Here is a 24,722-nt window from a genome sequence, read left to right as displayed (position 1 = left end):
TAGCAATCCTGGGACCACCTTGAGGAGAGAGGCTTGGGGAAATGCCGATTCCTGCCAGGACGCCTCAGCCCTGCGCCTTTCCGCTGCGCGCCGAAATAGGCTATTTTCGTTCATTCGTACTCTCGCAATGACTCACCATGCCAGAACCCGCGAGTACGCAAGCCAGCCGCAGAAGACACGCCGCCCTGGCTGACATAACCATAACGATCGACGCTGAACACCCAAGGACACCCTGCCATGTACGCCACCTTGCCTGCCCGCCGCACCTTGCTGCGCCGCCTGCATTCTCGCCTTGTTGCACCTCATCGTGCCGGCGCCCTGCCCGCTGCCCTGCTTCTGAGTCTTGGCCTGATGACACCATTGAGCGCCTCCGCCGAGGAAAGCGCGGCCGATGACGTTGCCCCCAGGGGCAAGACTGAATGTATCGCCCCCGCCAAGCCCGGTGGCGGCTGGGACTTCACCTGTCGTAGCGTGGCACGCCTTCTCGATGAGCAGAATCTGATTCCCGCCGGCATGCAGACACTGAATGTGCCCGGTGCCAGCGGGGGTGTTGCCTTCGCGCACGTGAAGTCAAAACGCCATGACGATGAGCAGGTCATCGTGGCGGCCTCCAGCGCCACCACCACTCGCCTGGGGCAGCACGCCTATCAGGACGGCAAGGTGGACGACGTGCGCTGGCTGGTGACGCTGGGCGCGGATTACGGCGTGATCGCGGTGGCCGCGGATTCCCCCTACCAGACCCTCGGCGACCTGATGAGCGCCATGCAGGCAGACCCCAAATCAATCCGCTTTGCCGGGGGAGATGTCGCGGGCGGCTTTGACCACCTCAAGGTACTGATGGCCGCGCGCGAGGCGGGAATCGAGAATCTGCGCGCCCTGCCCTATCTGGCCTATGACTCCGGCTCCGTGGCCATCACCCAGGTGATGGGCGGCCACCTGGAAGCCTTCACCGGCGACATGACCGAGGCCCGCGGCTTCGTCGAGTCAGGCCATCTGCGCCTGCTGGCCGTGTTCAGCGAAGAGCGCCTGCCCGGCCAGTACGGCGACATTCCCACCGCACGCGAACAGGGCATCGACGTGGTAGCCCCCAACTGGCGGGGCTTCTACCTGCCGGGTGGCGTCTCCGATGCCGCCTTTGCCTGGTGGGAGCAGACCCTCAATCGCATGGCGGATACGCCCGAGTGGCAGCAGGTGATGCAGGACAACGGCCTGATGCCCTTCCACAAGTCCGGCAAGGCGCTGGAGACCTTCATCACCCGCCAGGTGAGCGATGTGGAGCAACTGTCGCGTGAGCTGGGCCTGCTGTGACGGCCTGTCGTCGCAGATAAGCGTGAGACGCGCCCCTCACTGAGCGGATCTCAAGGCGTGGACGGCGGCCACTGGGCCTTGAGCGCGTCGTGAGACGTAGATGTCTGCCACGCCGGCTCGTCTGATCCCCCCGCCGCGGCGGAGTCTGTCCTATCTGACTTCGCGGCGGCGGGGGTTTGTCTGCCGTCTCTCTGATCAATAGTGCTTTGATCAATACCGCTCTGATCAATGGCGCTCTGATCAGCAGCGCCCTGAACGTCCACTGGCGTCTCATTGGCCGCAAAGGCCTCATCGAGAGCCTCTTCCAGCGCCTCCTCGAAGGTTTCCTCCAGTTCATGTTCGAAGGCCTCTTCCTGTGCGGCCGCTTCAGCTGCCGCCAGCGCTTCCTGCTCGTCCTCGGCATGTTCATGCGCCCACTCCACCGCCACTTCCACCGCCATCGGTGACGCCGTCGGCAGGATATTCAGATAGCTGTCGGTGTCCTCCAGCGGCACCCTCGCCTTCTGGGTGACCTGATAGAGCGCATATAGCGAGATGGCCACGAAGGTGACGGCCAGCACCAGCCAGAAGGCATGGGGGTCGAGCATCTCCATCGCGCCCCCTGCCGCCAGCGGCCCGAGGATAGCACCGAGTCCGAAGGAAAAGACCAGCCCGCCCGAGGCGCCCGGCATCTCCTCGGCAGACAGCGAGTCATTGGTGAAGGCCAGCAGCAGGGCATACAGCGGCGTGGTCACCCCACCGGCGAGGAACGCGGCGGCGATCAACGGCCACAGGGCATCTCCCGCCATCCAGCCCAGTGCGCAGGACGCTGCACCGGCGGCGGCCAGAATTCCGATCAGCACTCGGCGATCCATGCGGTCCGACAACCAGCCGATGGGGGTCTGCAGAACCAGCGCGCCGGCGAACAGCGTGGCGATGAACAGCGCGATCTGAGCCCCCGAGAGGCCGATCTGGGTGCCGAATACCGCGCCCATCCCCGACTGGGTGGCGTAGACGCTACCGAGCAAAAAGATGCCGATGGCCCCCAGCGGCGAGGCCCGGAACAGCTGACCGAATGACATGGCCCGCGAGACTTCCACCACGGGCGCCACGACCGCCGACAACAGGATGGGGCCGAAGGAGACCGACACGAGAATGGAGGCGCAGATGAACAGCACGGAAGTCGCGGCATCTCCCAGCGTCAGCAGACCCTGGGCCCCGATGATGCCCAGGGTCTGCGCCATCATATAGGCCGAGAGCACCTTGCCACGGGTCTCGTTGCTGGCCGCCGCGTTCAGCCAGCTTTCCGCCGTCACATAGATGCCGGACATGCAGAAGCCGATCAACATGCGCAGCAGGGTCCAGGCCCAGGGCTCGGTGAGCAGTGGCAAGGCGATCAGTGCCGCCGAGATGAAACTGCCCAGCGCGGCGAACACCCGCACATGTCCGACCCGCTGGATCAGCACCGGGGTATAACGTGCCCCGGAGAGAAACCCCACGAAGTAGCCCGAGGTGACGATCGCCAGCTCCGCCGAGGAGAAGCCCTCGATGGCGCCACGCAGGCCGATCAGCGTGAAGTGCATGCCGTTGCCGAGCATGATCAGCACGATCCCCAGCAACAACGCCCACACTCCCCCCAGTACCTTGACCATGACGCCTCCTGTTCCTTGCCCCTCGCTCGTCGTCAGGCGATGGCGGGCTTCGGCTACACGCTAGCCCTCGCCAGCCGGCGCTGCAGTTGCTGCAACGCCGCATGAGGTCTCATTCACGACATGCCATGCCGTCATGACCGATAGCAGGACAACGTCGAAGTCCCTTCGATGCACCGTCCTGGTGCAGTGAGGCGTCTTTCGACCAAGGTCGGTGCGACGAATGGTGATCTTGCGAGGCAGGGCCGAGGGGACTAATTTCACCATACAGAATAAAGTTCTGCCTTACAGAACTGTAAGGTTGCTGACAGGAAACCGGGAGACGAAGCCCGCCACTGTCCTGCCAGCGCAAAGAGTGCATACCAATAACAAGCTCAACGACATCAGAGGTCGCCATGACACGCCATCTGTCTCTCAAACTCCTGACCGCCGCGGTGGTCACCGCCATGTCCGCCCAGGCCCTCGCCTTCGAGCCCAAGGGCAAGGTCGACTGCATCGCACCGGCAGACCCGGGCGGCGGCTGGGATTTCACCTGCCGCAGCGTCGGCAAGCTGCTGTCTGATCTCGAATACGTGCCGGGCAACGTCCAGACCATCAACATGGCCGGTGCCGGTGGTGGCGTCGCCTTCGCCCATACCGTCTCCAAGCGCGCCGGTGATGAGCAGCTGCTGGTGGCCGCGTCCACCGCGACCACCACGCGTCTGGCTCAGGGTCAGTTCCCGGGCATGAATCAGGATCAGGTCAACTGGATCGGCGCACTGGGCGCGGATTACGGCGCCATCGCCGTCTCCAAGGACTCGCCCTACAACACCTTGAGCGAGGTGATGGAGGCGCTGAAGAAAGACCCGAAATCCGTCAAGTTCGCCGGCGGCAGTGCGGCAGGCGGCTGGGATCACCTCAAGGTGCTGATCGCCGCCCAGGCAGCCGGTGTCGAGAACCTGCCCAAGGTCTCCTACCTGTCCTACAACAACGGTGGTGAGGCGATTACCCAGGTCGTCGGCGGCCACGTGCAGGCCTTCACCGGTGACATCTCCGAGATCCAGGGCTTCATGGAGTCCGGTGATCTGAAGGTACTGGCCGTGCTCTCCGAAGAGCGCCTGCCGGGCAAGCTGGCTGACGTCCCCACCGCACGCGAGCAGGGGATCGATGCCGTCGCGCCCAACTGGCGTGGCTTCTACATGCCGGCCGACATCAGCGATGACGCCGAGCAGTACTGGACCACGACATTGGACAACGTCTACACCAGCGATGAATGGAAGGACGTGATGACCAAGAGCGGCCTGATGCCGTTCCACAAATCGGGTGCCGAGTTTGATGCCTTCGTGAAGGCACAGATCAAGGACATCCAGACGCTCTCCAAGGACATTGGGCTGATTCGCTGATGAATGACCGCATCTTTGGTCTGCTGATGCTCACCCTGGCCGTCGCGTACGGCTGGGGTGCCCAGCAGTTCCCCGAACCCTTCGGTGGGGCCGAGTCCATCGGTCCTGAAACCTTCCCTACCGTGCTGTCCATCGTGCTGGGCCTGAGCAGTCTGTACCTGATCCTGCGGCCTGACCCTGACCAGCACTGGCCGTGGAGCCGCACCGGCGCCGAGATGGTGTTGGCGATCGTGATCCTGTGCCTCTACACCGCGCTGCTGGAGCCGCTGGGCTTCATCGTCACGACCACCGCTGCGGTCGGCACCCTGTGCTGGCGCATGGGGGCCACGCCGCTCAAGGCCTATGCCACGGGACTGGTCGGCGGCATCGTCGTCTTCGCCCTGTTCAACTTCGTGCTTGAGCTACCACTGCCGCTGGGCATTCTGGAGGTGGCGTAATGGAAAGTCTTGGCTTCTTGATGCAGGGCTTCGGCATCGCCCTGCAGCCAGAAAATCTGATGTTTGCCGTGCTGGGTGCCTTCCTCGGTACCTTGATCGGCGCCCTGCCGGGTCTGGGCCCGGCCAATGGCGTGGCCATCCTGATTCCGCTGGCCTTCACCCTGGGCCTGAGCCCGGAGACGTCGCTGATCCTGCTGACCTCGGTCTACGCCGGTGCCATGTACGGCGGGCGCATCTCCTCGATCCTGCTCAACATCCCGGGCGATGAGCCGGCGATGATGACCTGTCTCGACGGCTATCCGATGGCCCAGAAGGGCAAGGCCGCCGAAGCGATGGCCATCTCGGCGATCGCCTCCTTCATCGGCAGCCTGATCGCCACCATCGGCCTGATCGTGATGGCGCCGTGGCTGGCCAGCTTCGCGCTGACCTTCGGCCCGGCGGAGTACTTCGCGCTGTTCGTGCTGGCCTTCGCCACCCTGGGCGGCATCACCGGCAAGAACCCGGTCAAGACCCTGATGGCGGCGGCCATCGGCCTGATGATCGCCACCGTCGGCATCGATGCCTCCACCGGCACCCAGCGCTACACCTACGACATTCTCGAGCTGTATGAAGGCATCGACTTCATCATCGCCATCGTCGGTCTGTTCGCCATCTCGGAACTGCTGTTCTTCATCGAGCAGCACGCCGGGGAAGGCAAGGCGATGATCGCGATGAACAAGATGACCCTGAAGCTCAAGGACATCGTGGCCATCCTGCCGACCGCCTTCCGTGGCGGGGTGCTGGGCTTCATTTCCGGCGTGCTGCCGGGCGCCGGGGCCTCGCTGGGCAGCTTCATCAGTTACACCCTGGAAAAGAAGATCATCGGCAAGAAAGGTCACTTCGGTGAAGGGGACCCGCGTGGGGTCGCCGCGCCGGAAGCCGGCAACAACGGGGCGGCCTCCGGTGCCCTGGTGCCGATGCTGACACTGGGCGTGCCCGGTTCCGGTACCACTGCAGTACTGCTGGCGATGCTGATCTCGCTCAACATCACCCCGGGACCGCTGATGTTCTCCCAGCACGGTGACATCGTGTGGGGCGTGATCGCGGCACTGCTGATCGGCAACGTCATCCTGCTGCTGATGAACATTCCGATGGTCGGCATCTTCGTCAAGCTGCTGTCCGTGCCGCCCAAGTACCTGCTGCCGGTGGTGACGATGGTCGCCTTCGTCGGCATCTACTCCATCAGCCACTCCGCCTTCGACCTGTACTTCATGGTCGCCTTCGGGGTCGCCGGCTACTTCCTGCGCAAGCTGGACATCCCGCTGGTACCGGTCATCCTGGGCATGCTGCTGGGCCCGGAGATGGAGAAGAACCTGCGCCACGCCATGCAGCTGTCCGACGGCGACTGGACCATCCTGATCGGCAGCCCGCTGGCCGTGACCCTGTGGTGCATCGCCATCGCCGGCCTGCTGCTGCCGGTGATCGTCGGCCCCATCCTGCGTCGCCGCATGGGGGCCGCCAAGGCCGCCACCGACGCCTGAGGCAAGCGCTTCCTGCAAAGGGAAGACGGCCAACCACACGACGCCCCCGCCGGTTACCCGGCGGGGGCGTCGTGTCATCCAGCCCCCCTCCTCACCTGGCGCTCTGCTGCCACTCCTGCATCAGCTGCCGTGCCTGACCGGGCGTCAGGCGAGCCGATGGTCCGCTGAGCATGATGACTTCCGCCGGGGCCAAGCCCTCATCGTGATGCGGGGCGACGCTCACGGCCAGGGCTGCCACCGTCAGCCCCGCAGCCTCACCGACCTCGATCTCGCCACTGTCGATGCAGTGATGCAGCAAGGCGGATAGCGCCTCCTCGATCCATTCCCCCTCCTCCAGCTGATGGCGCAGCGGCGCCTCACTGACGCGAACATAGCGACAGATCGCCTGCCGGGGGCGGGTCAGCCCCTCGACGGGACGCGCCTGCGCAGCCGGGCCATGCTCGACCAGCAGCAGGCTGGCCGTCTCACCACTGGCCGCATGCAGGCGTGCCAGCCAGCCACGCTGCAGGGTCTCGCGGGCATCGAGTCCGGGTGCCAGCTCGGCGAAGCGCCCCAGCGCCGCGCCGATGGCATAGATTCCATGGCTGTCACGCGCCACGTAGCCGAAATGCTCGAGCGAGCCCATCAGACGCAGAATCGTGCTCTTGTAGAAACCGCTGGCCTGGGCCAGCTCGTTGAGCGTCAGACGAGGCGTCTCGGGGGTGAAGGCTTCCAGCAGGGTCAAGGCACGCTCGACCGCTTCCACGCGTTGATTGGCCATGATTCGGCATTCCCCTTGGATGGACGGGTCACTCATGACCCTGCGGATGTCGCGAGAATCATGCCATATCGTTCTGCCAGACAGAACATCACCCGACACGCCGGACTGACGATGGTGCCGGACAGGCGTGGTAGAATGCCCCATCATTCCCTCGGCTCTGCCCGCACAAGGTTCGCTCATGACCATCTTCATCATTACCTTCGTGGTCTGCCTGATCGTCAGCGTCGGCACTGTCGCTCTGCTCATGATGTCGCGCACGCCGCGATTTCGTACCGATTTCAGTGATATCGCCCGCGTGCTGGATCAGGCGGTCAGCGGCGAGATCAACGAGAACGAGTGGCATAGCGTGATCGGCTACCCGATTCGTCATGATGAATATCTGGAAAGCCTGCGCCGCCGCTGTCAGGGCATCTTCGACAAGCACGCCAGACCCTGGCAACTGGCGCAGGGCGGCGCGTTGTTCTCCCGCGAGGGGCGTGAGGAACTCAACGTCCTGCTGGGACACCTGCGCGCCCGCACGGGCGTGGCGGAGACCCGCGCCTGATGGTCAACAGCGAGATGCGCCTGATCCCGCTTTCCAACCTGCGGGAACACCATGATCACAGCTACCACCAGCTGGTGATCGGGCTGGATGGGCTGGCCGAATTCGAGATCGAAGGCCAGGGCGGCGAGATTCGCCCCCTGACCGGCTGTATCGTGCCAGCAGACCACGTGCACTATTACGCGGGCATCGGCGAGAATCGCCAGTTGATTCTGGACCTGCCGGATGACGCGCCCTATCTGACCGGTCAGCATCGTGACCTGAAGCGTCTGTTCGAGCGCCCGCGCTTCTTCACGCTGGATACCCGGCTGCGCGGCTATCTGGAATTCATGCTCGCCGAGGTCAATGATTATCAGCAGGCCCCCGGCGACCTGCTGGCTGCCACCTTCCTCGCCTGTCTCAACTCGCGTATCGCCGAGCCGATGAGCGCCCTGAACGGCACCGGCCGCCAGCTGGATCTAGTCGCCCTGAACCGCTTCATCGATGCCAACCTGCATCGCCGACTGAGCGTGGCGGATCTGGCACGTCAGTCCCACCTGTCCGAACAGCATTTCAGTGAGCGCTTTCGCGTGTTGACGGGGCTTTCGCCCTATCAGTACCTGCTGCGCCGCCGCCTGGACGAAGCGCGCCATCTGCTGGACAGCAGCGACCTCTCCCTGTCGCAGATTGCCGAGCGCTGCGGCTTCGCGAATCAGAGCGCACTCTCGCACGCCTTCCGCAAGCACCTCGGTTTCCCGCCTTCCGCACTGCGCAAGTCCTGAACGCCCCCACCCAGCGTCTCCCGATCGCAAGCTCTGACCACAAGCGCTGAGCGCCAGCGCTGATCACAAGCCCTGAACGCAAGCCCCGGCCAGGGGCGCTGTCCTTAGAGCGTGACCGGCAGGGATCTGACACAGGACACTCCGACCTTGGTCTAACAAGTTCACAGCAATTGACGTCATGCTTTTCGACGAAGGTCGCAGATGGCGGCAGGTTTCACGCCACGCCCGTGGATTTGACACGCGCAGCCGAGAAATTGGAAAGACCCGCCCCCCTGCACCACCCTACATTCACCGGTATCCAACAAGACGTGCCGATGTCCCGCCCGGATGCGCCTCGCATCACCTTCGCGCATCGTGCCCGGCAATCCTATCTGGCGTAATGCCACCCAGCAGCAGGGGGTTTGCTCAATGACCACCGTCACTCCGGCCGTTCCGGCCACTACCCAGCCGTCCGATTCCCTCAAGGAAACGCCGCGTACCGCTTGCCCGCTGGGCGAGACAGTGCTGCGTGCCGACGAGATTCTGGCGCCGAATACCTGGCAGCGCGATCCGAGCAAGCTGTTCTCACGGGTCAGCGACCACTATCTGGTCGACGAAGATGGTTTCGTGGCTGAGCTGGTCAAGCTGCTGGACGTCAACGATGCCGACATCAAGCGTGTCGGTGACAAGGCCGCGGAGCTTGTCCGCGAGATTCGCACCATGGACACCGCCGTCGATTCCATCGACGAGCTGCTGCAGCAATACAGCCTCGACACCCAGGAAGGCGTGCTGCTGATGTGCCTGGCCGAGGCGCTGCTGCGCATTCCGGACAAGGACACCGCCGATGCGCTGATCGAGGACAAGCTGGGCGTGGCCGACTGGAAGTCCCACCTCGGCCAGAGCGAGTCCTGGTTCGTCAATGCCTCCACCTGGGGCCTTCTGATGACCGGCAACGTCATCAAGATGGATCTGCCCAAGAATGACGGCAAGCCGGCGACCTTCATCAATCGCATGGTCAACCGCATGGGCGAGCCGGTCATCCGTCGCGCCATGTATCAGGCCATGAAGATCATGGGCAAGCAGTTCGTGCTGGGCCGTGACATCAAGGAAGCGCTCAAGCGCTCCCAGCCGCAGTTCGAGAAGGGCTACACCTACTCCTACGACATGCTCGGCGAAGCCGCCTGCACGCGTGCCGATGCCAAGGGCTACTTCGATGACTACGCGCGCGCCATTCGCACCGTGGGCGAGACCTCTCGCAAGCTGAAGGCCGCGACGCCGTCACCGTCGGTCTCCATCAAGCTGTCCGCCCTGCACCCGCGTTATGAATTCGGCCGTCGCGAGCAGATTCTGGAAGAGCTGGTCGCCAGCGTGCGCGAACTGGTCAGCATCGCGCGCGAGCTGGAAGTCGCCATCACCATCGATGCCGAAGAGGTCGATCGCCTCGAGCTGTCGCTGGAAGTCTTCCGCGCCGTCTACGAGAGCGACACCTGCCGCGGCTGGGGCAAGTTCGGTCTGGTGGTGCAGGCCTACTCCACCCGCGCTCTGCCGACGCTTCAGTATCTGAACCGCATCGCCGACCTGCAGGGTGATGAGATCCCGCTGCGCCTGGTCAAGGGCGCCTACTGGGACAGCGAGATCAAGGAATCCCAGGAGCTGGGGGTCGACGGTTATCCGGTCTTCACCCGCAAGGCCTCCACCGATGTCAGCTATCTGGCCTGCGTGCGCTTCCTGCTGTCCGAGAACACCCGTGGCCGCATCTATCCGCAGTTCGCGACCCACAACGCTCACACCATCAGCACCATTCTGGACGTGGCCAACTCAGGCGAGACGCGCCAGTTCGAATTCCAGCGTCTGCACGGCATGGGCGAGGCGCTGTACGACGCCGCCCTCAAGCGCGCTCCCGAAGGGACCTGGTGCCGTATCTATGCGCCGGTCGGTGCCCACAAGGACCTGCTCCCCTACCTGGTGCGTCGCCTGCTGGAGAACGGCGCCAACTCCTCGTTCGTCCACCAGCTGGTCGACCCGCGCGTGCCGGTCGAGAGCCTGTGCGTTCACCCGGTCACCACGCTCTCCCAGTTCAAGAGCTACCACAATCCGCGTATCGCCCTGCCGCCGCATATCTATGGCGAGGGCCGTCGCAACTCACGCGGCATCAATCTGAACATCAACAGCCAGTACCAGCCGCTGATGGACGAGATGGCCAGGTTCATGGACAGCACCTATGACGTGCGTCCGCAGCTGGCCTTCGATGTCGACGCCAATGCCGAACGACGTCAAGCCGTGACCTGCCCGTTCGATCGCCGCGTCACCGTGGGCCACGTGCAGTGGACCAGCGCCGATGAAGCCTCCCGCGCCATCGACGCCGCCTGGGCCGCCTTCCCGCGCTGGGAGATGACCCCGGTCGAGGAGCGTGCTGCCATCCTCGAGCGCTTTGGCGATCTGATGGAAGCCCATACCGCGGAGCTGATGACCCTGTGCTCCCGAGAGGGCGGCAAGCTTCTGACCGATGGCATCGCCGAGATTCGCGAAGCCGTCGACTTCTGCCGCTACTACGCCAACCGTGCGCGTGCCGACTTCGGTGCCCCCACCGTCCTGCGTGGCCCGACCGGCGAGCACAACGAGATCGTGCTGGGCGGCAAGGGCGTGTTCGCCTGCATCAGCCCCTGGAACTTCCCGGTCGCGATCTTCTGCGGTCAGATGGTCGCCGCGGCCGTCACCGGTAACACCGTGGTCGCCAAACCGGCCGAGCAGACCTCGCTGGTCGCGCACCGTGTCGTCGAGCTACTGCGTGAAGCCGGCATGCCGCGGGATGTCGTGCAGCTGCTGCCGGGCGATGGCCCGACCGTGGGCAGCGTGCTCTCCAGCGACCCGCGCATCACCGGCGTCTGCTTCACCGGCTCCACCCAGACCGCCCAGATCATCAACCGCTCTCTGGCGGCACGTGAAAATGCCCCGCTGCCGAGTCTGATCGCCGAGACCGGTGGCCTCAACGCCATGATCGTCGACTCCACCGCCCTGCCGGAGCAGGTCGTCAATGACGTGGTGCAGTCCGCCTTCCAGAGCGCCGGGCAGCGCTGTTCCGCCCTGCGTGTGCTCTACGTCCAGGAAGATGTCGCCGAGCGCGTCATCAGCCTGCTCAAGGGCGCGATGGATGAGCTGAAGATCGGCGATCCGCGCGATCTGGGCACTGATGTCGGCCCGGTCATCGATGAAGAGGCACGTGCCGGTCTGCTCAAGCACATCGAGGAATATCGTGCCCAGGGCCGCGTGGTGGCGGAAGCCAGCATGGACCCGGCGCACACCGCCGAAGGCACCTTCGTCGCGCCGATCGCGCTGCGCATCGACGGCATCGACAGCCTGGAAAGCGAGCAGTTCGGGCCGATCCTGCACATCGCCACCTGGAAAGGCGGCGATATCGACAAGGTCATCGATACCATCAATGGCCTGGGCTATGGCCTGACCTTCGGTGTGCATTCCCGAAACGAAAGTTTTGCTAATGCAGTTGCACAGAAAATTCGTGTTGGTAATGTCTACGTCAACAGGAATATCATCGGCGCAGTGGTGGGTGTACAGCCGTTTGGTGGTCAGGGCTTCTCCGGTACCGGTCCGAAAGCCGGCGGCCCCCACTACCTGCACCGTTTCGCCACCGAGAAGACCCGTACCATCAACACCACGGCACTCGGCGGCAACGCGTCTCTTCTGGCCATGGGCGACGAATGATCGGCGCTATCGCCGGTGACGGGCTCGGCATGACGGGCCCGCACGACGAGTAGCATCGGTCCCGCCTGACAGAGGACTGCATGCCGGACGTGCATGAAGTAGTCAGGCAATGGGCATCAGGACGATGCCTGGCACACCCTCTCTGCAGCACGGGGGGTGTGCTTCGGACACCGACAGGGATGCCACTTGGCAGACAGGCCGATTGACTGGCCTGCCTGCCAGGTGCCCTGCGGTGTCCGTTGCCGTTCTCCTGCTTGATTCGACGGCGACATGCGGGGACGGAGAGGCTTCAGATGATTCGTTTATGCGCTAGTCTGAACATATACAGAATGGCACCAGCCCTTGCAGGACGGTGACATTCGGTAGGTGCTCAGGGCCATGGCGGTGATGCACCAGGCGGTGCCATCTCCTCCGGGATTATCGGAACGCTCGACGTCCGACAACAATAAATGCAAAGGATTTACTCCACGATGGTCGAAAATAGCCCCACAATTCTCATCACGTTTGCCGTCTATCTGGCGGTGATGCTTGGCATCGGCCTGCTGGCCTACAAGCGCACCTCCAACATGTCGGACTACATCCTGGGCGGCCGCTCACTGGGCCCCTGGACCTCCGCGATTTCCGCCGGCGCCTCTGACATGTCCGGCTGGCTGCTGCTGGGCCTGCCGGGCGCGGCCTACCTCAGTGGTCTGTCCGCTGCTTGGATCGGCATCGGCCTGCTGGCCGGTACCTGGCTCAACTGGCTGATCGTCGCCAAGCGCCTGCGTATCTACAGCTTCGTCGCCAGCGACTCCCTGACGCTGCCGGATTACTTCGAGAAGCGCTTCCGCGACAACTCCAAGATGCTGCGTGTCATCTCGGCCGTCTTCATCCTGCTGTTCTTCCTCTTCTACACCAGCTCCGGTCTGGTGGCGGGCGGCAAGCTGTTCGAGACCGTCTTCGGCCTCGACTACACCATCGCCGTGACCGTCGGCACCATCGCCATCGTGTCCTACACCTTCTTCGGCGGCTTCCTCGCAGTGTCGTGGACCGACCTCATCCAGGGTCTGATGATGGCCGCCGCGCTGATCGTGGTGCCCATCGTCGCGCTCACCGACATGGGTGGCGTGGCAGAAGCGAGCTCGCGCATCACCGCCGAGAACCCGCTGCTGCTGGAATGGTTCCGTGACGCCTCCACCGGTGAAGCCCTGACGCTGGTCGGCATCATCTCGTCACTGGCCTGGGGTCTGGGCTACTTCGGTCAGCCGCACATCCTGGCGCGCTTCGCGGCCATCCGCAGCGAGAAGGATGTCGGCACCGCACGCACCATCGCCGTCATCTGGTCAGCCCTGGGGCTGTTCGCCGCCATCTGCATCGGCCTGCTGGGTCTCGTCTATGTGCCGAAGGATCTGGCCGACAGCGAGAAGATCTTCATGGTCATGGTGAACTTCATCTTCCACCCGGCGGTCGCCGGCGTGCTGCTGGCCGCCATCCTGGCTGCCGTGATGTCCACCGCCGACTCCCAGCTGCTGGTGTCTTCCTCTGCGCTGGCCGATGACTTCTACAAGGCGCTGTTCAAGAAGGACGCGACCCAGTCCGAGCTGGTGTGGGTCGGTCGCTTCGCCGTGATCGGCATCGCCATCATCGCGTGGGTGCTGGCACTGGACCCGAACTCCAGCGTACTGGGCCTGGTGTCCTACGCCTGGGCCGGCTTCGGCGCGGCCTTCGGTCCGGCGCTGATCATGTCGCTGTACTGGCGTCGCATGAACCGCTTCGGCGCTCTGGCCGGCATCATCGTCGGTGGCGTGACCGTGGTGGTCTGGAAGCAGCTGTCCGGTGGCATCTTCGACCTCTACGAGATCGTGCCGGGCGTCATCTTCGCCTACATCGCCATCTACGTGGTCAGCATCATGACCGCAGCGCCGAGCGATGAGATCACCGACGAATTCGAACAGGTCGAGAACCACGCCTGATCGAACTCGGCAGCATGATCTGCCGTGAGACACGACAACGCCGCCCCTCGGGGCGGCGTTGTCGTGTCTGGATAAGCGTCTGGGCAAGCGCCTGGGCAAGCGTCTGGACGCACGTCAGGGTCTCACGTCTGCTCGGCGACAGTTCTCGGCGGTGCGAAAGTCGATCACCCAGACACCCTCCCGCAAGGTCTGGGTGAAGATTCTCGGCGATCCCCCCTCATCTCCCGGGGCATCCACTGACGCGCGCTCGTCACAGACAGGCGGCTCCTTGATACTGGCCTTGCGCTCATCATCGCGCAGCAGGGTCGCCGCACTGGCACCGGCCATGCGCAATCTCACCACAGCCCAATAGTTGTCAGGCGTGAAGGCGGCGATCAGGTTCTGGCGCACGGCGGGCACCTGACGCTCAGCGACCCGCGCCAGCGGTGCCAGCGGCGCCTTCCCCAGCACCTGCACCGCCAGCTCGTCATCGGGCCGATAGGTGTCGCGGTCACGTGGAGAGGTGATCGGCAGTCCCAGCTCACGTGCCTGGGTGACGATCTCACGCGCCAGCTGGGTCTCATGGGCCTGCTGGGCGGCCAGCGCATTGCTCCAGGCCGCGAAGATCAACCAGTGACGCAGCAACAGCAGTGCCGCCACCGCCAGCAGACAGCGCCGCAGCGTGAAGCGCTCGGAGGCTCTCGCCTGCCGGCCCGCCAGGCTCAGCATCAGGGCACCGCCCAGCAGTGCCCCCCAGCCCACCAGGGTGCGCGAGTGAAAGACCGGCTCCGCCAGCATCAGCATCGGCCCCCACAGTGCAGGTATCAGCAGCAGCGCCCACAGCAGACGACTCAGACGCTCCAGCGTCAGCTGGCGCGAGGACACCTGGCGTGCGCCATGCCGCCGGCCTGCTGTCATCAGCGCCGCCCCCAGCGCTACCACCAGCAGGCTGCCACTCAGTGCCCCGCTGACGAGATCCAGTCCGCCACGCAGGGCGGCAAGTGCCTGTACGAGATGCTGCTCCAAGGCGGCCAGCAGCGCCGGCAGATCCCCCAGCGACAGCATCTCGCCGTGCTGCTGGCTGTAGTCGCCCGCCACCAGCAGTCGTGACAGCGGCAGGTAGAGCAGCAAGGCAGCCAGCACCAGTCCGCCGCGCTGCAGCAGCGCAAGCCAGGCGCGCCATACAGATTCACTCTGTTCGGTCTTTCCCTCTTCGAACTTCCTCTCTTCGGTATTTCTCTCTTCAGCCTCTCTCCTTTCGACCCCGCGCGGGCGCGACCCCATCAGGGCGTCCAGCAGGCTCAGTACCAGAAAGGCGTTCAGCGCCGGCTGGTAGCAGCACAGGGCCAGCAGCAGCAATCCCAGCGCCATCAATGAAGGTTGCCAGCGGCGCTGCGAACGTTGCACCGGCCCGTGGACACCCGGGCGCAGGATCAGGCTGGCCAGCATCGCGCTGGCAAGCCCGAGACTCATCGGCAGGCTGTCGTAGGCATAGCTGAAGTTCTGCAGCGTGAAGGGTGTCAGCCAGATGAGCGCATTGCCCAGCACGCAGACGCCCGGCGAGAGCCCCGGCACCCGGCGCCACCAGACCAGCGCCATACCGGCCGCGATGCCCCAGGCCGCCAGCTGCGGCAAGGGCGCGACATTGACAAGCTCTCCCCCGAAGCCCAGCAGGCGCATCACGCCTTCCGCGGCCGGCCGGGCATTCAGCCCCCATCCGAAGTAGCCATCCAGGGTACGACTCATGTCATCCAGATAGAGGGCCTGCTGGCTTAACAGCGGCACGAGCCCGATGCCGAGCACGGCCAGGCTGGCAAGCAGAAGGCGCCACGCCTGGCGACGTTGGCGACGAGTCAGATCCATGATCATGTACAAGAGACGACACTCCCGGTCCTGGAGGATGAACCACTGCCACACTCGAGAGTAGCTGACTCGCGCCACAAAAAAACGCCACCCGAAGGTGGCGTTCTTTTGTGCCATATCACGGCATGTCATGGCATGGCATGCCATCACGCGAGGACAGGTGGCTTACTCGGCCGCCCTGCCCGGCTGATGGATATGCACATCGCGCTGCGGATAGGGGATGCTGATGCCGCGCTCATCGAAGGTCAGCTTGATGCGCTCGGTCATGTCCCACTTCAGTGCCCAGTAGTCGGAGGCCTGGCACCACATGCGGAAGTTGAAGTTGACCGAGCTGTCGGCCAGTTCCGCCACGGCGATCAGGTAGGACGGCTCCTTCATGATGCGCTCGTCGCTGTTGACCAGCTCCTCGAGCACCGCCTTGACCTGACGGATGTCGTCGTCATAGCTGACCCCGACCACCAGATCCAGACGACGTGTCGGCAGTGCCGAATAATTGGTGATGGTCTGGGACATCACGCTGGAGTTGGGCACGGTGACCTTGCGATTGTCCGGCGTCACCAGACGAGTCTGCAGCATGGTGATCTGGTCGACGCTGCCGGACGTCCCGGCGGCCTCGATGTAATCGCCCTTCTTGAACGGACGCAGCGTCACCAGCAGGAAGCCCGAGGCCAGATTGGACAGTGAGCTCTGCAGTGCCAGACCGATGGCCAGACCCGCCGCACCCAGCGCCGCGATCATCGACGTGGTATCGACCCCCACCTGATCCAGCGCGGTCAGCAGCACCATGACCACCAGAATCGCGTAGGCGATCTGACCGACGAAGCCTGCTGCTGCCTCGTCCATGCTCTTGCGCTGCAACAGCGAGGTGACCCAGCGGGTCAGACGCTTGGCCACCCACATCCCGAACACCAGCACGGCCAGTGCTGACAACAGGGTCCCGCCCCACCACAACGCCAGCTCGAACAACTGGTCGGTTTCCATGGGAATGGCATTCAGAAAATCCACACTAACTCCTTGTAAGCCCCTTGCGATGACAGTCACTGACTACCGGGCGCTTTCTCTTGATAGGACGCGAGCCGTTCACCATCAGGCGAACTGCCGCTCGGTCGGACGGATCATTCACGTTGCCGCGCGCACAATTTACCTGACTATCGTCGCCGCGTCAGTGCCATCGCGCGCCGCCGGTCAGGGTCATGGAGCACTGTCGGGCGGCGTCAGCCCCAGGGTCGAGCGCAACATCACGCTATCCAGGCGCAGGCCGACGGGAAACTTGTTGCCATCGATCCCGACATCCCGCGGGGCAATGGGCGGCGGCCCCTTGAGCGTCAGATGCAGGCTGCCGTCCGGCTGGATCAACTGCTCCGGCACCTCCACCTCGTGGCTGGCCTGACGACCGCCCACCGGCCAGCGGGCCAACAGCTCGCCTTCCCCCCACACCTCCACCGGGCGGAGTTCGGCGTCATCGGGATAGCGTGACAGCGCGAGTGCCACCACGACCGGCTGCCTGAGGCCCGGCGTGACCTTCAGACGCAGACCCACCTGCGCCTGGCGAGCACTGACCGGCCGATCCTCCTTGGGCGAATAAAATCCTTCCCACAGCACGCCGCAGTTGCCAAGCGGCTCCCCCTTGCGCACGGGATAGCGCTCGCCCAAGGCGAGAACCGGTACCTCGCCCATCGGGCGATAGCAGGTGGTGGCGTGTTCGATGAAGTAGCGTCGGTAGTGGTCATCCACCTGAGGGGTGCGTGCCAGCCACAGCATGCAGAGTTCGAAGGCCAGCACGGCGGCCGTTGCCAGCAATAGCCAGAGACGCCGCCGGCTCAAGCGGGTCGGCACGCCGTAACGCGCGTCGGCACGCCCTCCCGAAGTGGCGGAGAGGTCCGCACTCACATCAGACGAGCCAGAATGCGGCGTCATACCAGTTCTCCACCAGCCAGAGGTTGAAAAGCGCGCCCAGGGCGACCAGCCCCCAGGCAAGTCGGCTCGGGAGGCGCGTGAGCAGATCCAGCAGCGCCAGCACAAACACCGGCATGCCGATCAGGTAACGCGGGATGGCATCCAGCCCCGTGGCCAGCGGAATGAACAGGGTGAACGCCGCCAGGCCCATCTCCAGCCAGCGCCGCTGCAGGCCCAGCCAGCCGATCAACGCGATGCCGATCAGCGCCATGCTGGCCTGCCAGGCGGGCCGGAGCGTTTCCGGCGCCGTGAACCAGTACCCCAGCCCCTGCACCAGATTGACGATGGGATTTCCCATCTCGCGGCCCCAGGAGATCTGCACGTGACTGAAGGCCAGCGCATCGCCCGTCTGGTGGTAGAGCACCGCCATGAACAGAAACAGCCCCAGCGGCCCCATCACGCCGATCAACAGCCAGTCGGGGCGGCGCCACAGCTCGGCGAAGGCCGCCAGACGCAGACGCGCCAGCAGCTCGATGCCCATGGCGATGACCCAGAACACCCCGGTGGCCCGTGTCATCGACAGCAGCAACGTCCACAGCATCACCCGTCCGGTGCGCTGACAGCGCCAGTCGATCAGGGACGCGAGACACAACAGCCAGAACAGCGATTCCGAGTACAGCGCACTGAAATAGAAGCTGTACGGCATGCTGGCGACCAGCCACACGAACAGCAGCGGCGAGGCATCAGGGCGCGTGATGGCAAGATAGCGACACCCCAGCCCCAAGGCCGCCGCCAGCAGCACATTGCTCAGCAGTACGCCCATCAGCTCCGGGTCGAGCTGGCCGCCCAGCGTCACCAGCCACAACAGGGCAGGATAGAGCGGAAAGAAGGCCCAGTTGGCGGCATCACCGTCGCTCATGCCCCGGGCTTCGACATCGTAGCCACGGGTCATGATGCCCTTGAACCAGCTGCCATCGAACTGGGCCATGGCATGCAGGTAGCTTTGATCGCCATGGGCGGCGATGGCCAGCCACGCAAGCCGCGTGATCACCAGTGCCAGCAGGATATGTGCCCAGGGAATGCTGGCGGTGCGTGCGCGCACCAGCGCCTCGCTCGGCGATGGCGTCTCGGCGATCAACGCGGCCCCCAGGGCCGCCAGCCGCCCCTTGCCCATCCGCTCGGCCTTCACGGCAGTGCTGTCGTTCATGAGGCTCATTCCTTGAAGGCCCAGAGTCGTGATGCCAGATAGGTCACGACGGGTACCGAGAGCGTCGCGATCGCGATGGCCACGAAGCCGCTCATGCCGAGCCCCTGGATCAGAACGGCCAGCAGCCCGTTGTTGAGCGCGAAGCCGCTGGCCGCCACCAGCGCGAACCGCCAGGCGCTGCCCTGTCGCTTGAAGGTCAGACGTCGATGCCCCACCAGCGAGACCTGGAAGGCCACACAGAAGGCCACGATATTGGCGATGAATTCATTGAGCGGTGGCCAGAGAAACAGCATCAACGCGGCGACCGCGAGGTGCACCCCCGTGGCGGCCAGCCCCACCAGACCGAAACGGGTGGCGGTGCCGGCTTCCTGTCGTGCCCGCTCTGCGGTGCTGGACGTCTGGCGTGACGTGGCATCATCCCTCACGCGAGTCTCCTCGCGTCATGTCAGGCTCGGCACTCTGACAGGATTCACGGCGGCGACTGGCCTCACGGTCACGCTGTCCGCGCAAGACCCGCGCCGTGCTGAGGCCGCTGTCCAGCCCGCTGTCCGGCGAGGTAGCGCCACCGGGGCCATCCTGCAGGCTGTCGTGATCGATCAGATACAGCGGCCGCTGCTTGGTCTCCATGAACAGGCGCCCGAGATATTCGCCCAGCACGCCGATGGAAATCAGCTGCATGCCGCCGAAGAACAGCACCGCGATCATCAGGGACGCATACCCCGGGGCATCAATGCCGAACAGCACCGTCTTGCTGATGATGACGAGGATGTAGAGGAAGGACAGCCCCGCGATGCACGCGCCGAGGTAGGTCCAGACCCGCAGCGGCCAGGTCGAGAAGCTCACCACGCCGTCCAGGGCGAAGTTCCACAGCTTCCAGTAGTTGAACTTGGTCGTGCCGGCGGTCCGCGCCGGGCGCTGATAGGTGACGCCAACCGAGCGATAACCGGGCCAGGAGAACAGTCCCTTCATGAAACGGTTGCGCTCCGGCATGCGGCGCAACGCCTCGACGACCCGACGATCCAGCAGTCGGAAATCCCCGGCGTCCCGTGGAATCTCGGTAAATGTCAGGCGATTGAAGATGCGATAGAACCATCCTGCCGTCTTGCGCTTGGTGGCGGTGTCTTCATCACGCGCGGCGCGAACGCCATAGACCATGTCGTAGCCGGCCTGCCACTGGGTGATGAATTCGAGTATCACCTCGGGCGGGTCCTGCAGGTCGACATCCATCGGCACGATGGCATCGCCTCGCGCCTGCTCGATGCCGGCGCTCATGGCCGCTTCCTTGCCGAAGTTGCGTGTCAGGCTCAGATAACGAATACGTGAATCATCGGCCGCGGCAGCTTCCAGGCGCGCCAGGGTGGCATCGCTGGAGCCATCGTCGACGAACAGGATTTCCAGGTGCGGTACCTGCGCTGCCAGGGTGGCATCGATGGCGGCAAGAAACGGCGCGACCGTCTCCTCTTCATTCATCACCGGCACCACCAGCGACAGCACCCAGTCGCCTGATTGGCGCCGTGTCATGTCGCGCGGGATATAACCAGCAGACGCCGTGGACGGCCTGCTTCCCTCGGGTCCGCGGGCCGAACCGCGGGCAGAGTCAACGGATGATCGCATGCCTTCCTCCTCGAAGAGCGGTCTGGATATCGCTCGTGAACCATTGTTGTTGATATCGGTCGCCCAGCCATACCCCCACGACAGCACGCTCGGGCGCACAGGGGGTCTCTTGTGTTAGGTGGGGCTCGCAGGAGGGATTGCAATGACGCCTGGCCCACCACGCCCGGATGCACAAGCCCAGGGCATGGGCCAAGGGCATGAGCGAATCGCGGTGACCTCCAGGCCCCCTCTCACGCGGTTGCACTGGCGTTATAGGGCGCGGACTGGCGGGATGTAAAGCGATATCGCATGTCGCTGCCGCTCAAGAAGGGCTCGCTTGCCTCCTCGGTGACACTTCTCGCGCCGCCCCCCCCCCCCAACGCAAGAGGGGCCACTCATGGAGTGACCCCTCTCGGGACTTTCAAGGCATCGCAGTGGCTAGCTCATGCTCAGGGCGATCAGGGTGATCAGCAGCAGACACCAGCTCAGCGGTGCGCCCAGCAGCCAGGCGCGCGTGGCATGACGCGGCACCAGACCGACCCCATGCGTGAAGCCGGCCCCCAGCCCCCACAGCGCGATCAGCAGCATCAGATAGCGCGGCCCGGTGGCCATCGAGGCGATGGCATCCGGCCCCAGCAGCATCCAGATGGCCACCATGGCAGACAGCAGCAGCGAGGCCAGATGGGCAGGGCGAGTTCGGCACCAGGCCGGTGGTCGTGAGGCGTACCAGGGTCGTGACATCGAGCTCTCCTTGATCAGAACGGTCGGCGGCGCAGAAGCATCGTTGAGGCCGCCTGCCTCAATCATCGTCAAAGGTGTGAGTCTGCTCAAGCCACAATGCATTGATGATGCCCGCGAAGCAGGCCAGCAGTACACCGAGAATCCAGGCGAAATACCACATGAAGTCGTCTCCCGGCGAGGGCGGTGCCCTCGCCCAATGATGCAATTATGAAGCGTACGGGAAAAGCGGTTGCAGCGTCGGCTGCCTGCCTCAGTACAGACTGTGTCCGTCCTGCTCGACGTGACTCACCGTGACGCGCCGCCACATCTTCACGTAGCACCAGGTGGTGTAGAGGATGATGGTCGGCACCATCACCAGCCCCGCTACGGTGACGATGGACAGTGTCAGCTCGCTGGAGACCGAATCCCACAGCGTCAGGCTGGCCTCGCCCATGCGCGAGGACGGCACGATGAACGGGAACATGCTGATGCCTGCGGTGGCGACCACACCGCCGACCCCGACGGAACTGGCCGTGAAGGCTGCCCCGCCCTGACGTCTGGCCGAGAGCCACATCGCGGTGACGATACCCGCCACGGCGCCCAAGGGCGCGAACAACGTCAGCGGCTCACGCGCGTAGACATCCATCCAGCTGCCGGGGCCGACCTGCTTGTCCAGCAGCTTTAGCGCCGTGCCGGTATCGCCCATCTGGTCGATGCTGTAGCCCATGCCGGACAACCACACCCACAGTCCGCCCAGGCCAAACAGCCCGAGCGAAAGCAGTCCCAGCGGCTGCACCAGACGCGCACTGCGCGCCGCCACGGCGTCATCGGCACGCGCCACCAGCCAGGTACCGCCATGCAGCATCACCATCACGACGGACAGCGCCGCACACAGCAACGCGAAGGGATTGAACAGCCCGAGATAGCTGCCGTCGTAGCTGGCACGCATGTACTGATCGACTTCCAGTGGCACGCCCTGCAGCAGATTGCCGAAGATCAGCCCGAAGAAGGCAGTGGGAATCAGGCTGCCGGCGACGATGCCGCGGTCCCACCAGCCCCGCCATTGGGGGCTCTCGAGCTTGGAGCGATAGTCAAAGCCCAGCGGGCGGAAGAACAGCGAGAACAGGATGGTCAGCATCGCGAAATAGAAGCTGGAGAACGCCGCGCCATAGACCACCGGCCACACCGCGAAGACGGCACCGATGGCGGTGACCAGCCATACCTGATTGCCATCCCAGTGCGGCGCCAGCGTGTTGATCACCACGCGCCGTTCGCTGTCACTGCGACTGACCAGCGGCATCAGCATCGCCGCGCCCATGTCCATGCCATCGGTGATGACGAAGCCGATCAGCAGCAGACCCACCGCCACCCACCAGAACAGCTTGAGGATCTCGTAATCCCACATGATCCATTACTCCTTGAATGACAGCGAAGGATTGAGCGACATGCCCTCGTCGTCTCGCAGGGCGCCGCGCTCGAAGTGATAGCGGCCGGTATGCAGGGAAGAGGGTCCCTTGCGCGCGAAGTGGAACATCAGCCACATCTCGATGACGAAGAACAGGCTGTAGAAGGCCAGGAAGCCACCGATGGACCACCACAGATCCGACTCATCCAGGCTCGAGGCCGCCATGAAGGTCGGCAGAATCTCTCCGACCGCCCAGGGCTGACGCCCGAATTCGGCCACGAACCAGCCGGTCTCCACCGCGATGAACGGCAGCGGGATCGACAACAGGCAGATCCACAGGAAGGGGCGCACATCGAAGCGATGCTTGGCACTCATCCATACCGCGACGATGAAGATCGCGAGCATCGCCATGCCACAGGCGACCATGATCCGGAACGAGAAGAACATCGGTGCCACCGGGGGGATCGAGTCGGCCGCGGCCTTGTCGATCATCTCCGGCGTGGCATCGGAGGGCGTCTCGACATAGCGCTTGAGCAGCATGCCGTAACCGAGATCCTGCTTGACGGCATCGAAGGCCTTGCGGGTCGCGATATCGTCCTGACCCTCCCGCAGCTGCTGAAGCAGATCATAGGCCTGCATGCCATTGACGATGCGTCCGCGGTGCTCCTCGGTCAGCTCCTTGATGCCCGGAATCTCGGTATCCAGCGAGCGCGTACCGATCAGCCCCATCACATAGGGAATGTGGATGCCGTAATCGGTGTGCTGGGTCTCCTCGTTGGGCAGACCGATCAGCGTGAAGGACGCCGGCGCCGGCTCGGTCTCCCACATCGCCTCGATGGCGGCCATCTTGGCCTTCTGCACGTCGCCCACCTCATAACCGGACTCATCGCCCAGCACGATGACCGAGGCCACTGAGAACAGTCCGAAGGCCGCGGCGATGGCGAAGCTGCGCTTGGCGAAGCCCAGATCCCGCCCCTTGAGCAGGTAGAAGGCGCTGATACCGAGCACGAACATGGCGCCGGTCACGTAACCTGCCGACACGGTATGCACGAACTTGGCCTGGGCGACCGGATTGAAGATGACATCCGCGAAGCTGGTCAGCTCCATGCGCATGGTCTCGAAGTTGAAGGCCGCCCCGACCGGATTCTGCATCCAGCCATTGGCGATCAGGATCCACAGCGCCGAGAAGTTGGAGCCGAAGGCGACAAGCCAGGTCACCATCAGGTGCTGACGCTTGCTCAGGCGGTCCCAGCCGAAGAAGAACAGCCCGACGAAGGTGGATTCGAGGAAGAAGGCCACCAGGCCCTCGATGGCCAGCGGCGCACCGAAGATGTCGCCGACGTAATGCGAGTAATAGGCCCAGTTGGTGCCGAACTGGAACTCCATCGTCAGGCCGGTGGCGACACCGAGCGCGAAGTTGATGCCGAACAGCTTGCCCCAGAACTTGGTCATGTCCTGGTAGACCTGCTTGCCGGTCATCACATACAGGGATTCCATGATGGCCAGCAGGAAGGCCATGCCGATGGTCAACGGGACGAACAGGAAGTGATAGAGCGCGGTCATGCCAAACTGGAACCGCGACAGCTCCACTACGGTATCGGAGATCATGTCTAACCCCTTTGCGATAAGACGAACGGCCAGACTGCCGTCTCTGCATGCGCTTGCCACCGACGTCGGGGGCAGTCTCCCCCCCCGACTCCCGCCGGAAAGCGCACAGGCAATGGCACCGTGGTACCAAGACCTTGGTCGGACATTCTCTGCCCTCTCGCGACAGGCTCCAGATGACAGGTTGTCGCAGCCGCACTCCGGCAAGCGCCGCCTGCGGGGATCGCAAGCCCATGAGCTGACAGCGGAAACGTCCATGGCCCGCATCATTGCTGGGCTGGCGCGCAGTGGACCGCCAGCGGCCTCTCAACGCTCTTCCTGCGCACCTGCGCGACACCTGCGACCTTCCACCACACGCCACAGAGCACGGGCCTGCACGACAGCAGCCATGCACGGCTCGGACAATCCTGCGACGCGTGTTGAATGCGCAGACACAGGAGTTGCCGATCAGCGACTATCACTTCAC

At 64.3% G+C, this 24,722-nt stretch carries 20 protein-coding genes; 8 read left to right on the top strand and 12 right to left on the bottom strand.

Annotated elements, in window-relative coordinates; translation table 11 throughout:
• Nucleotides 1-237 precede the first annotated feature (237 nt).
• The gene (locus OW493_RS02350) at nucleotides 238-1,308 is read left to right on the top strand and encodes a tripartite tricarboxylate transporter substrate-binding protein (RefSeq protein WP_289863119.1); all 1,071 of its coding nucleotides are present in this window, start codon (nucleotides 238-240) and stop codon (nucleotides 1,306-1,308) included.
• Between the two features lie 50 nt (nucleotides 1,309-1,358).
• Here the strand turns inward: OW493_RS02350 and OW493_RS02345 are convergent, their stop codons facing one another.
• A complete protein-coding gene (locus OW493_RS02345; RefSeq protein WP_289863118.1) occupies nucleotides 1,359-2,939 on the bottom strand; it encodes an MFS transporter in 1,581 nt (526 codons plus the stop codon).
• A gap of 392 nt (nucleotides 2,940-3,331) precedes the next feature.
• On the opposite strand from OW493_RS02345, the gene OW493_RS02340 reads away from it, so the two are divergent.
• Genes OW493_RS02340 through OW493_RS02330 form a run of 3 tightly spaced genes read left to right on the top strand, consistent with a single transcriptional unit; the run spans nucleotide 3,332 to nucleotide 6,275 of the window.
• Entirely contained in the window at nucleotides 3,332-4,318 is a 987-nt protein-coding gene (locus tag OW493_RS02340; protein ID WP_084209024.1) for a tripartite tricarboxylate transporter substrate-binding protein, read from the top strand.
• Nucleotides 4,318-4,755 (top strand): tripartite tricarboxylate transporter TctB family protein, encoded by a 438-nt coding sequence (locus OW493_RS02335; RefSeq protein ID WP_077372626.1) that lies wholly within the window; start codon nucleotides 4,318-4,320, stop codon nucleotides 4,753-4,755. Before OW493_RS02340 ends, OW493_RS02335 begins: the two co-directional genes overlap by 1 nt.
• Nucleotides 4,755-6,275 carry a tripartite tricarboxylate transporter permease gene (locus OW493_RS02330; RefSeq protein ID WP_077372623.1) on the top strand — a complete coding sequence of 507 codons (1,521 nt, stop codon included), beginning with the start codon at nucleotides 4,755-4,757 and terminating at the stop codon, nucleotides 6,273-6,275. Before OW493_RS02335 ends, OW493_RS02330 begins: the two co-directional genes overlap by 1 nt.
• A gap of 91 nt (nucleotides 6,276-6,366) precedes the next feature.
• Here the strand turns inward: OW493_RS02330 and OW493_RS02325 are convergent, their stop codons facing one another.
• Nucleotides 6,367-7,035: a helix-turn-helix domain-containing protein gene (locus OW493_RS02325; protein WP_289863113.1), complete on the bottom strand. Its 669-nt coding sequence runs from the start codon at nucleotides 7,033-7,035 to the stop codon at nucleotides 6,367-6,369.
• A gap of 178 nt (nucleotides 7,036-7,213) precedes the next feature.
• Between OW493_RS02325 and OW493_RS02320 the strand changes: the two genes are divergently transcribed.
• The 4 genes from OW493_RS02320 (at nucleotide 7,214) to putP (ending at nucleotide 13,988) form a co-directional block, all read left to right on the top strand.
• Complete coding sequence (locus OW493_RS02320) at nucleotides 7,214-7,579, top strand: hypothetical protein (RefSeq protein WP_077372617.1); 366 nt, start codon at nucleotides 7,214-7,216, stop codon at nucleotides 7,577-7,579.
• Nucleotides 7,579-8,337, top strand: a complete 759-nt coding sequence (locus tag OW493_RS02315; RefSeq protein ID WP_077372614.1) for an AraC family transcriptional regulator — start codon at nucleotides 7,579-7,581, stop codon at nucleotides 8,335-8,337. Before OW493_RS02320 ends, OW493_RS02315 begins: the two co-directional genes overlap by 1 nt.
• A 501-nt stretch (nucleotides 8,338-8,838) precedes the next feature.
• Complete coding sequence (gene putA, locus OW493_RS02310) at nucleotides 8,839-12,036, top strand: bifunctional proline dehydrogenase/L-glutamate gamma-semialdehyde dehydrogenase PutA (RefSeq protein ID WP_289863245.1); 3,198 nt, start codon at nucleotides 8,839-8,841, stop codon at nucleotides 12,034-12,036.
• Nucleotides 12,037-12,506: 470 nt separating this feature from the next.
• A complete protein-coding gene (gene putP, locus OW493_RS02305) occupies nucleotides 12,507-13,988 on the top strand; it encodes a sodium/proline symporter PutP (protein WP_077372611.1) in 1,482 nt (493 codons plus the stop codon).
• Nucleotides 13,989-14,102: 114 nt separating this feature from the next.
• On the opposite strand, the gene OW493_RS02300 is transcribed toward putP, so the two are convergent.
• The 10 genes from OW493_RS02300 to OW493_RS02255 form a co-directional block, all read right to left on the bottom strand.
• Nucleotides 14,103-15,836, bottom strand: coding sequence for a glucosyltransferase domain-containing protein (locus tag OW493_RS02300; RefSeq protein ID WP_289863244.1), 1,734 nt, complete (start codon nucleotides 15,834-15,836; stop codon nucleotides 14,103-14,105).
• A 159-nt stretch (nucleotides 15,837-15,995) separates the two neighbouring features.
• Entirely contained in the window at nucleotides 15,996-16,835 is an 840-nt protein-coding gene (locus tag OW493_RS02295) for a mechanosensitive ion channel domain-containing protein (protein WP_240499561.1), read from the bottom strand.
• Nucleotides 16,836-17,021: 186 nt separating this feature from the next.
• The gene (locus OW493_RS02290; RefSeq protein WP_289863111.1) at nucleotides 17,022-17,747 is read right to left on the bottom strand and encodes a hypothetical protein; all 726 of its coding nucleotides are present in this window, start codon (nucleotides 17,745-17,747) and stop codon (nucleotides 17,022-17,024) included.
• A complete protein-coding gene (locus OW493_RS02285; protein ID WP_191236748.1) occupies nucleotides 17,722-18,933 on the bottom strand; it encodes a hypothetical protein in 1,212 nt (403 codons plus the stop codon). The genes OW493_RS02290 and OW493_RS02285 overlap by 26 nt, the downstream gene beginning before the upstream one ends.
• 5 nt (nucleotides 18,934-18,938) lie before the next feature.
• On the bottom strand, nucleotides 18,939-19,358 hold the full coding sequence (locus OW493_RS02280; RefSeq protein WP_084209029.1) for a GtrA family protein: 420 nt from the start codon (nucleotides 19,356-19,358) through the stop codon (nucleotides 18,939-18,941).
• Nucleotides 19,348-20,454 carry a glycosyltransferase family 2 protein gene (locus OW493_RS02275; protein WP_289863110.1) on the bottom strand — a complete coding sequence of 369 codons (1,107 nt, stop codon included), beginning with the start codon at nucleotides 20,452-20,454 and terminating at the stop codon, nucleotides 19,348-19,350. Before OW493_RS02275 ends, OW493_RS02280 begins: the two co-directional genes overlap by 11 nt.
• A 510-nt stretch (nucleotides 20,455-20,964) precedes the next feature.
• A complete protein-coding gene (locus OW493_RS02270) occupies nucleotides 20,965-21,267 on the bottom strand; it encodes a cyd operon YbgE family protein (protein WP_167593034.1) in 303 nt (100 codons plus the stop codon).
• A 58-nt stretch (nucleotides 21,268-21,325) separates the two neighbouring features.
• Nucleotides 21,326-21,427 carry a cytochrome bd-I oxidase subunit CydX gene (gene cydX / locus OW493_RS02265; RefSeq protein ID WP_024951692.1) on the bottom strand — a complete coding sequence of 34 codons (102 nt, stop codon included), beginning with the start codon at nucleotides 21,425-21,427 and terminating at the stop codon, nucleotides 21,326-21,328.
• A 90-nt stretch (nucleotides 21,428-21,517) separates the two neighbouring features.
• The gene (cydB, locus tag OW493_RS02260; protein WP_289863107.1) at nucleotides 21,518-22,651 is read right to left on the bottom strand and encodes a cytochrome d ubiquinol oxidase subunit II; all 1,134 of its coding nucleotides are present in this window, start codon (nucleotides 22,649-22,651) and stop codon (nucleotides 21,518-21,520) included.
• Nucleotides 22,652-22,657: 6 nt separating this feature from the next.
• Nucleotides 22,658-24,259, bottom strand: a complete 1,602-nt coding sequence (locus OW493_RS02255) for a cytochrome ubiquinol oxidase subunit I (RefSeq protein ID WP_084209032.1) — start codon at nucleotides 24,257-24,259, stop codon at nucleotides 22,658-22,660.
• Nucleotides 24,260-24,722 lie beyond the last annotated feature (463 nt).

Source organism: Cobetia sp. 14N.309.X.WAT.E.A4, assembly GCF_030397495.1.
GTDB classification, from domain to species: Bacteria; Pseudomonadota; Gammaproteobacteria; order Pseudomonadales; family Halomonadaceae; genus Cobetia; species Cobetia marina.
The sequence above is the reverse complement of the archived record's forward strand: the minus strand, read 5'-3'. Positions and strand labels throughout refer to the sequence as shown.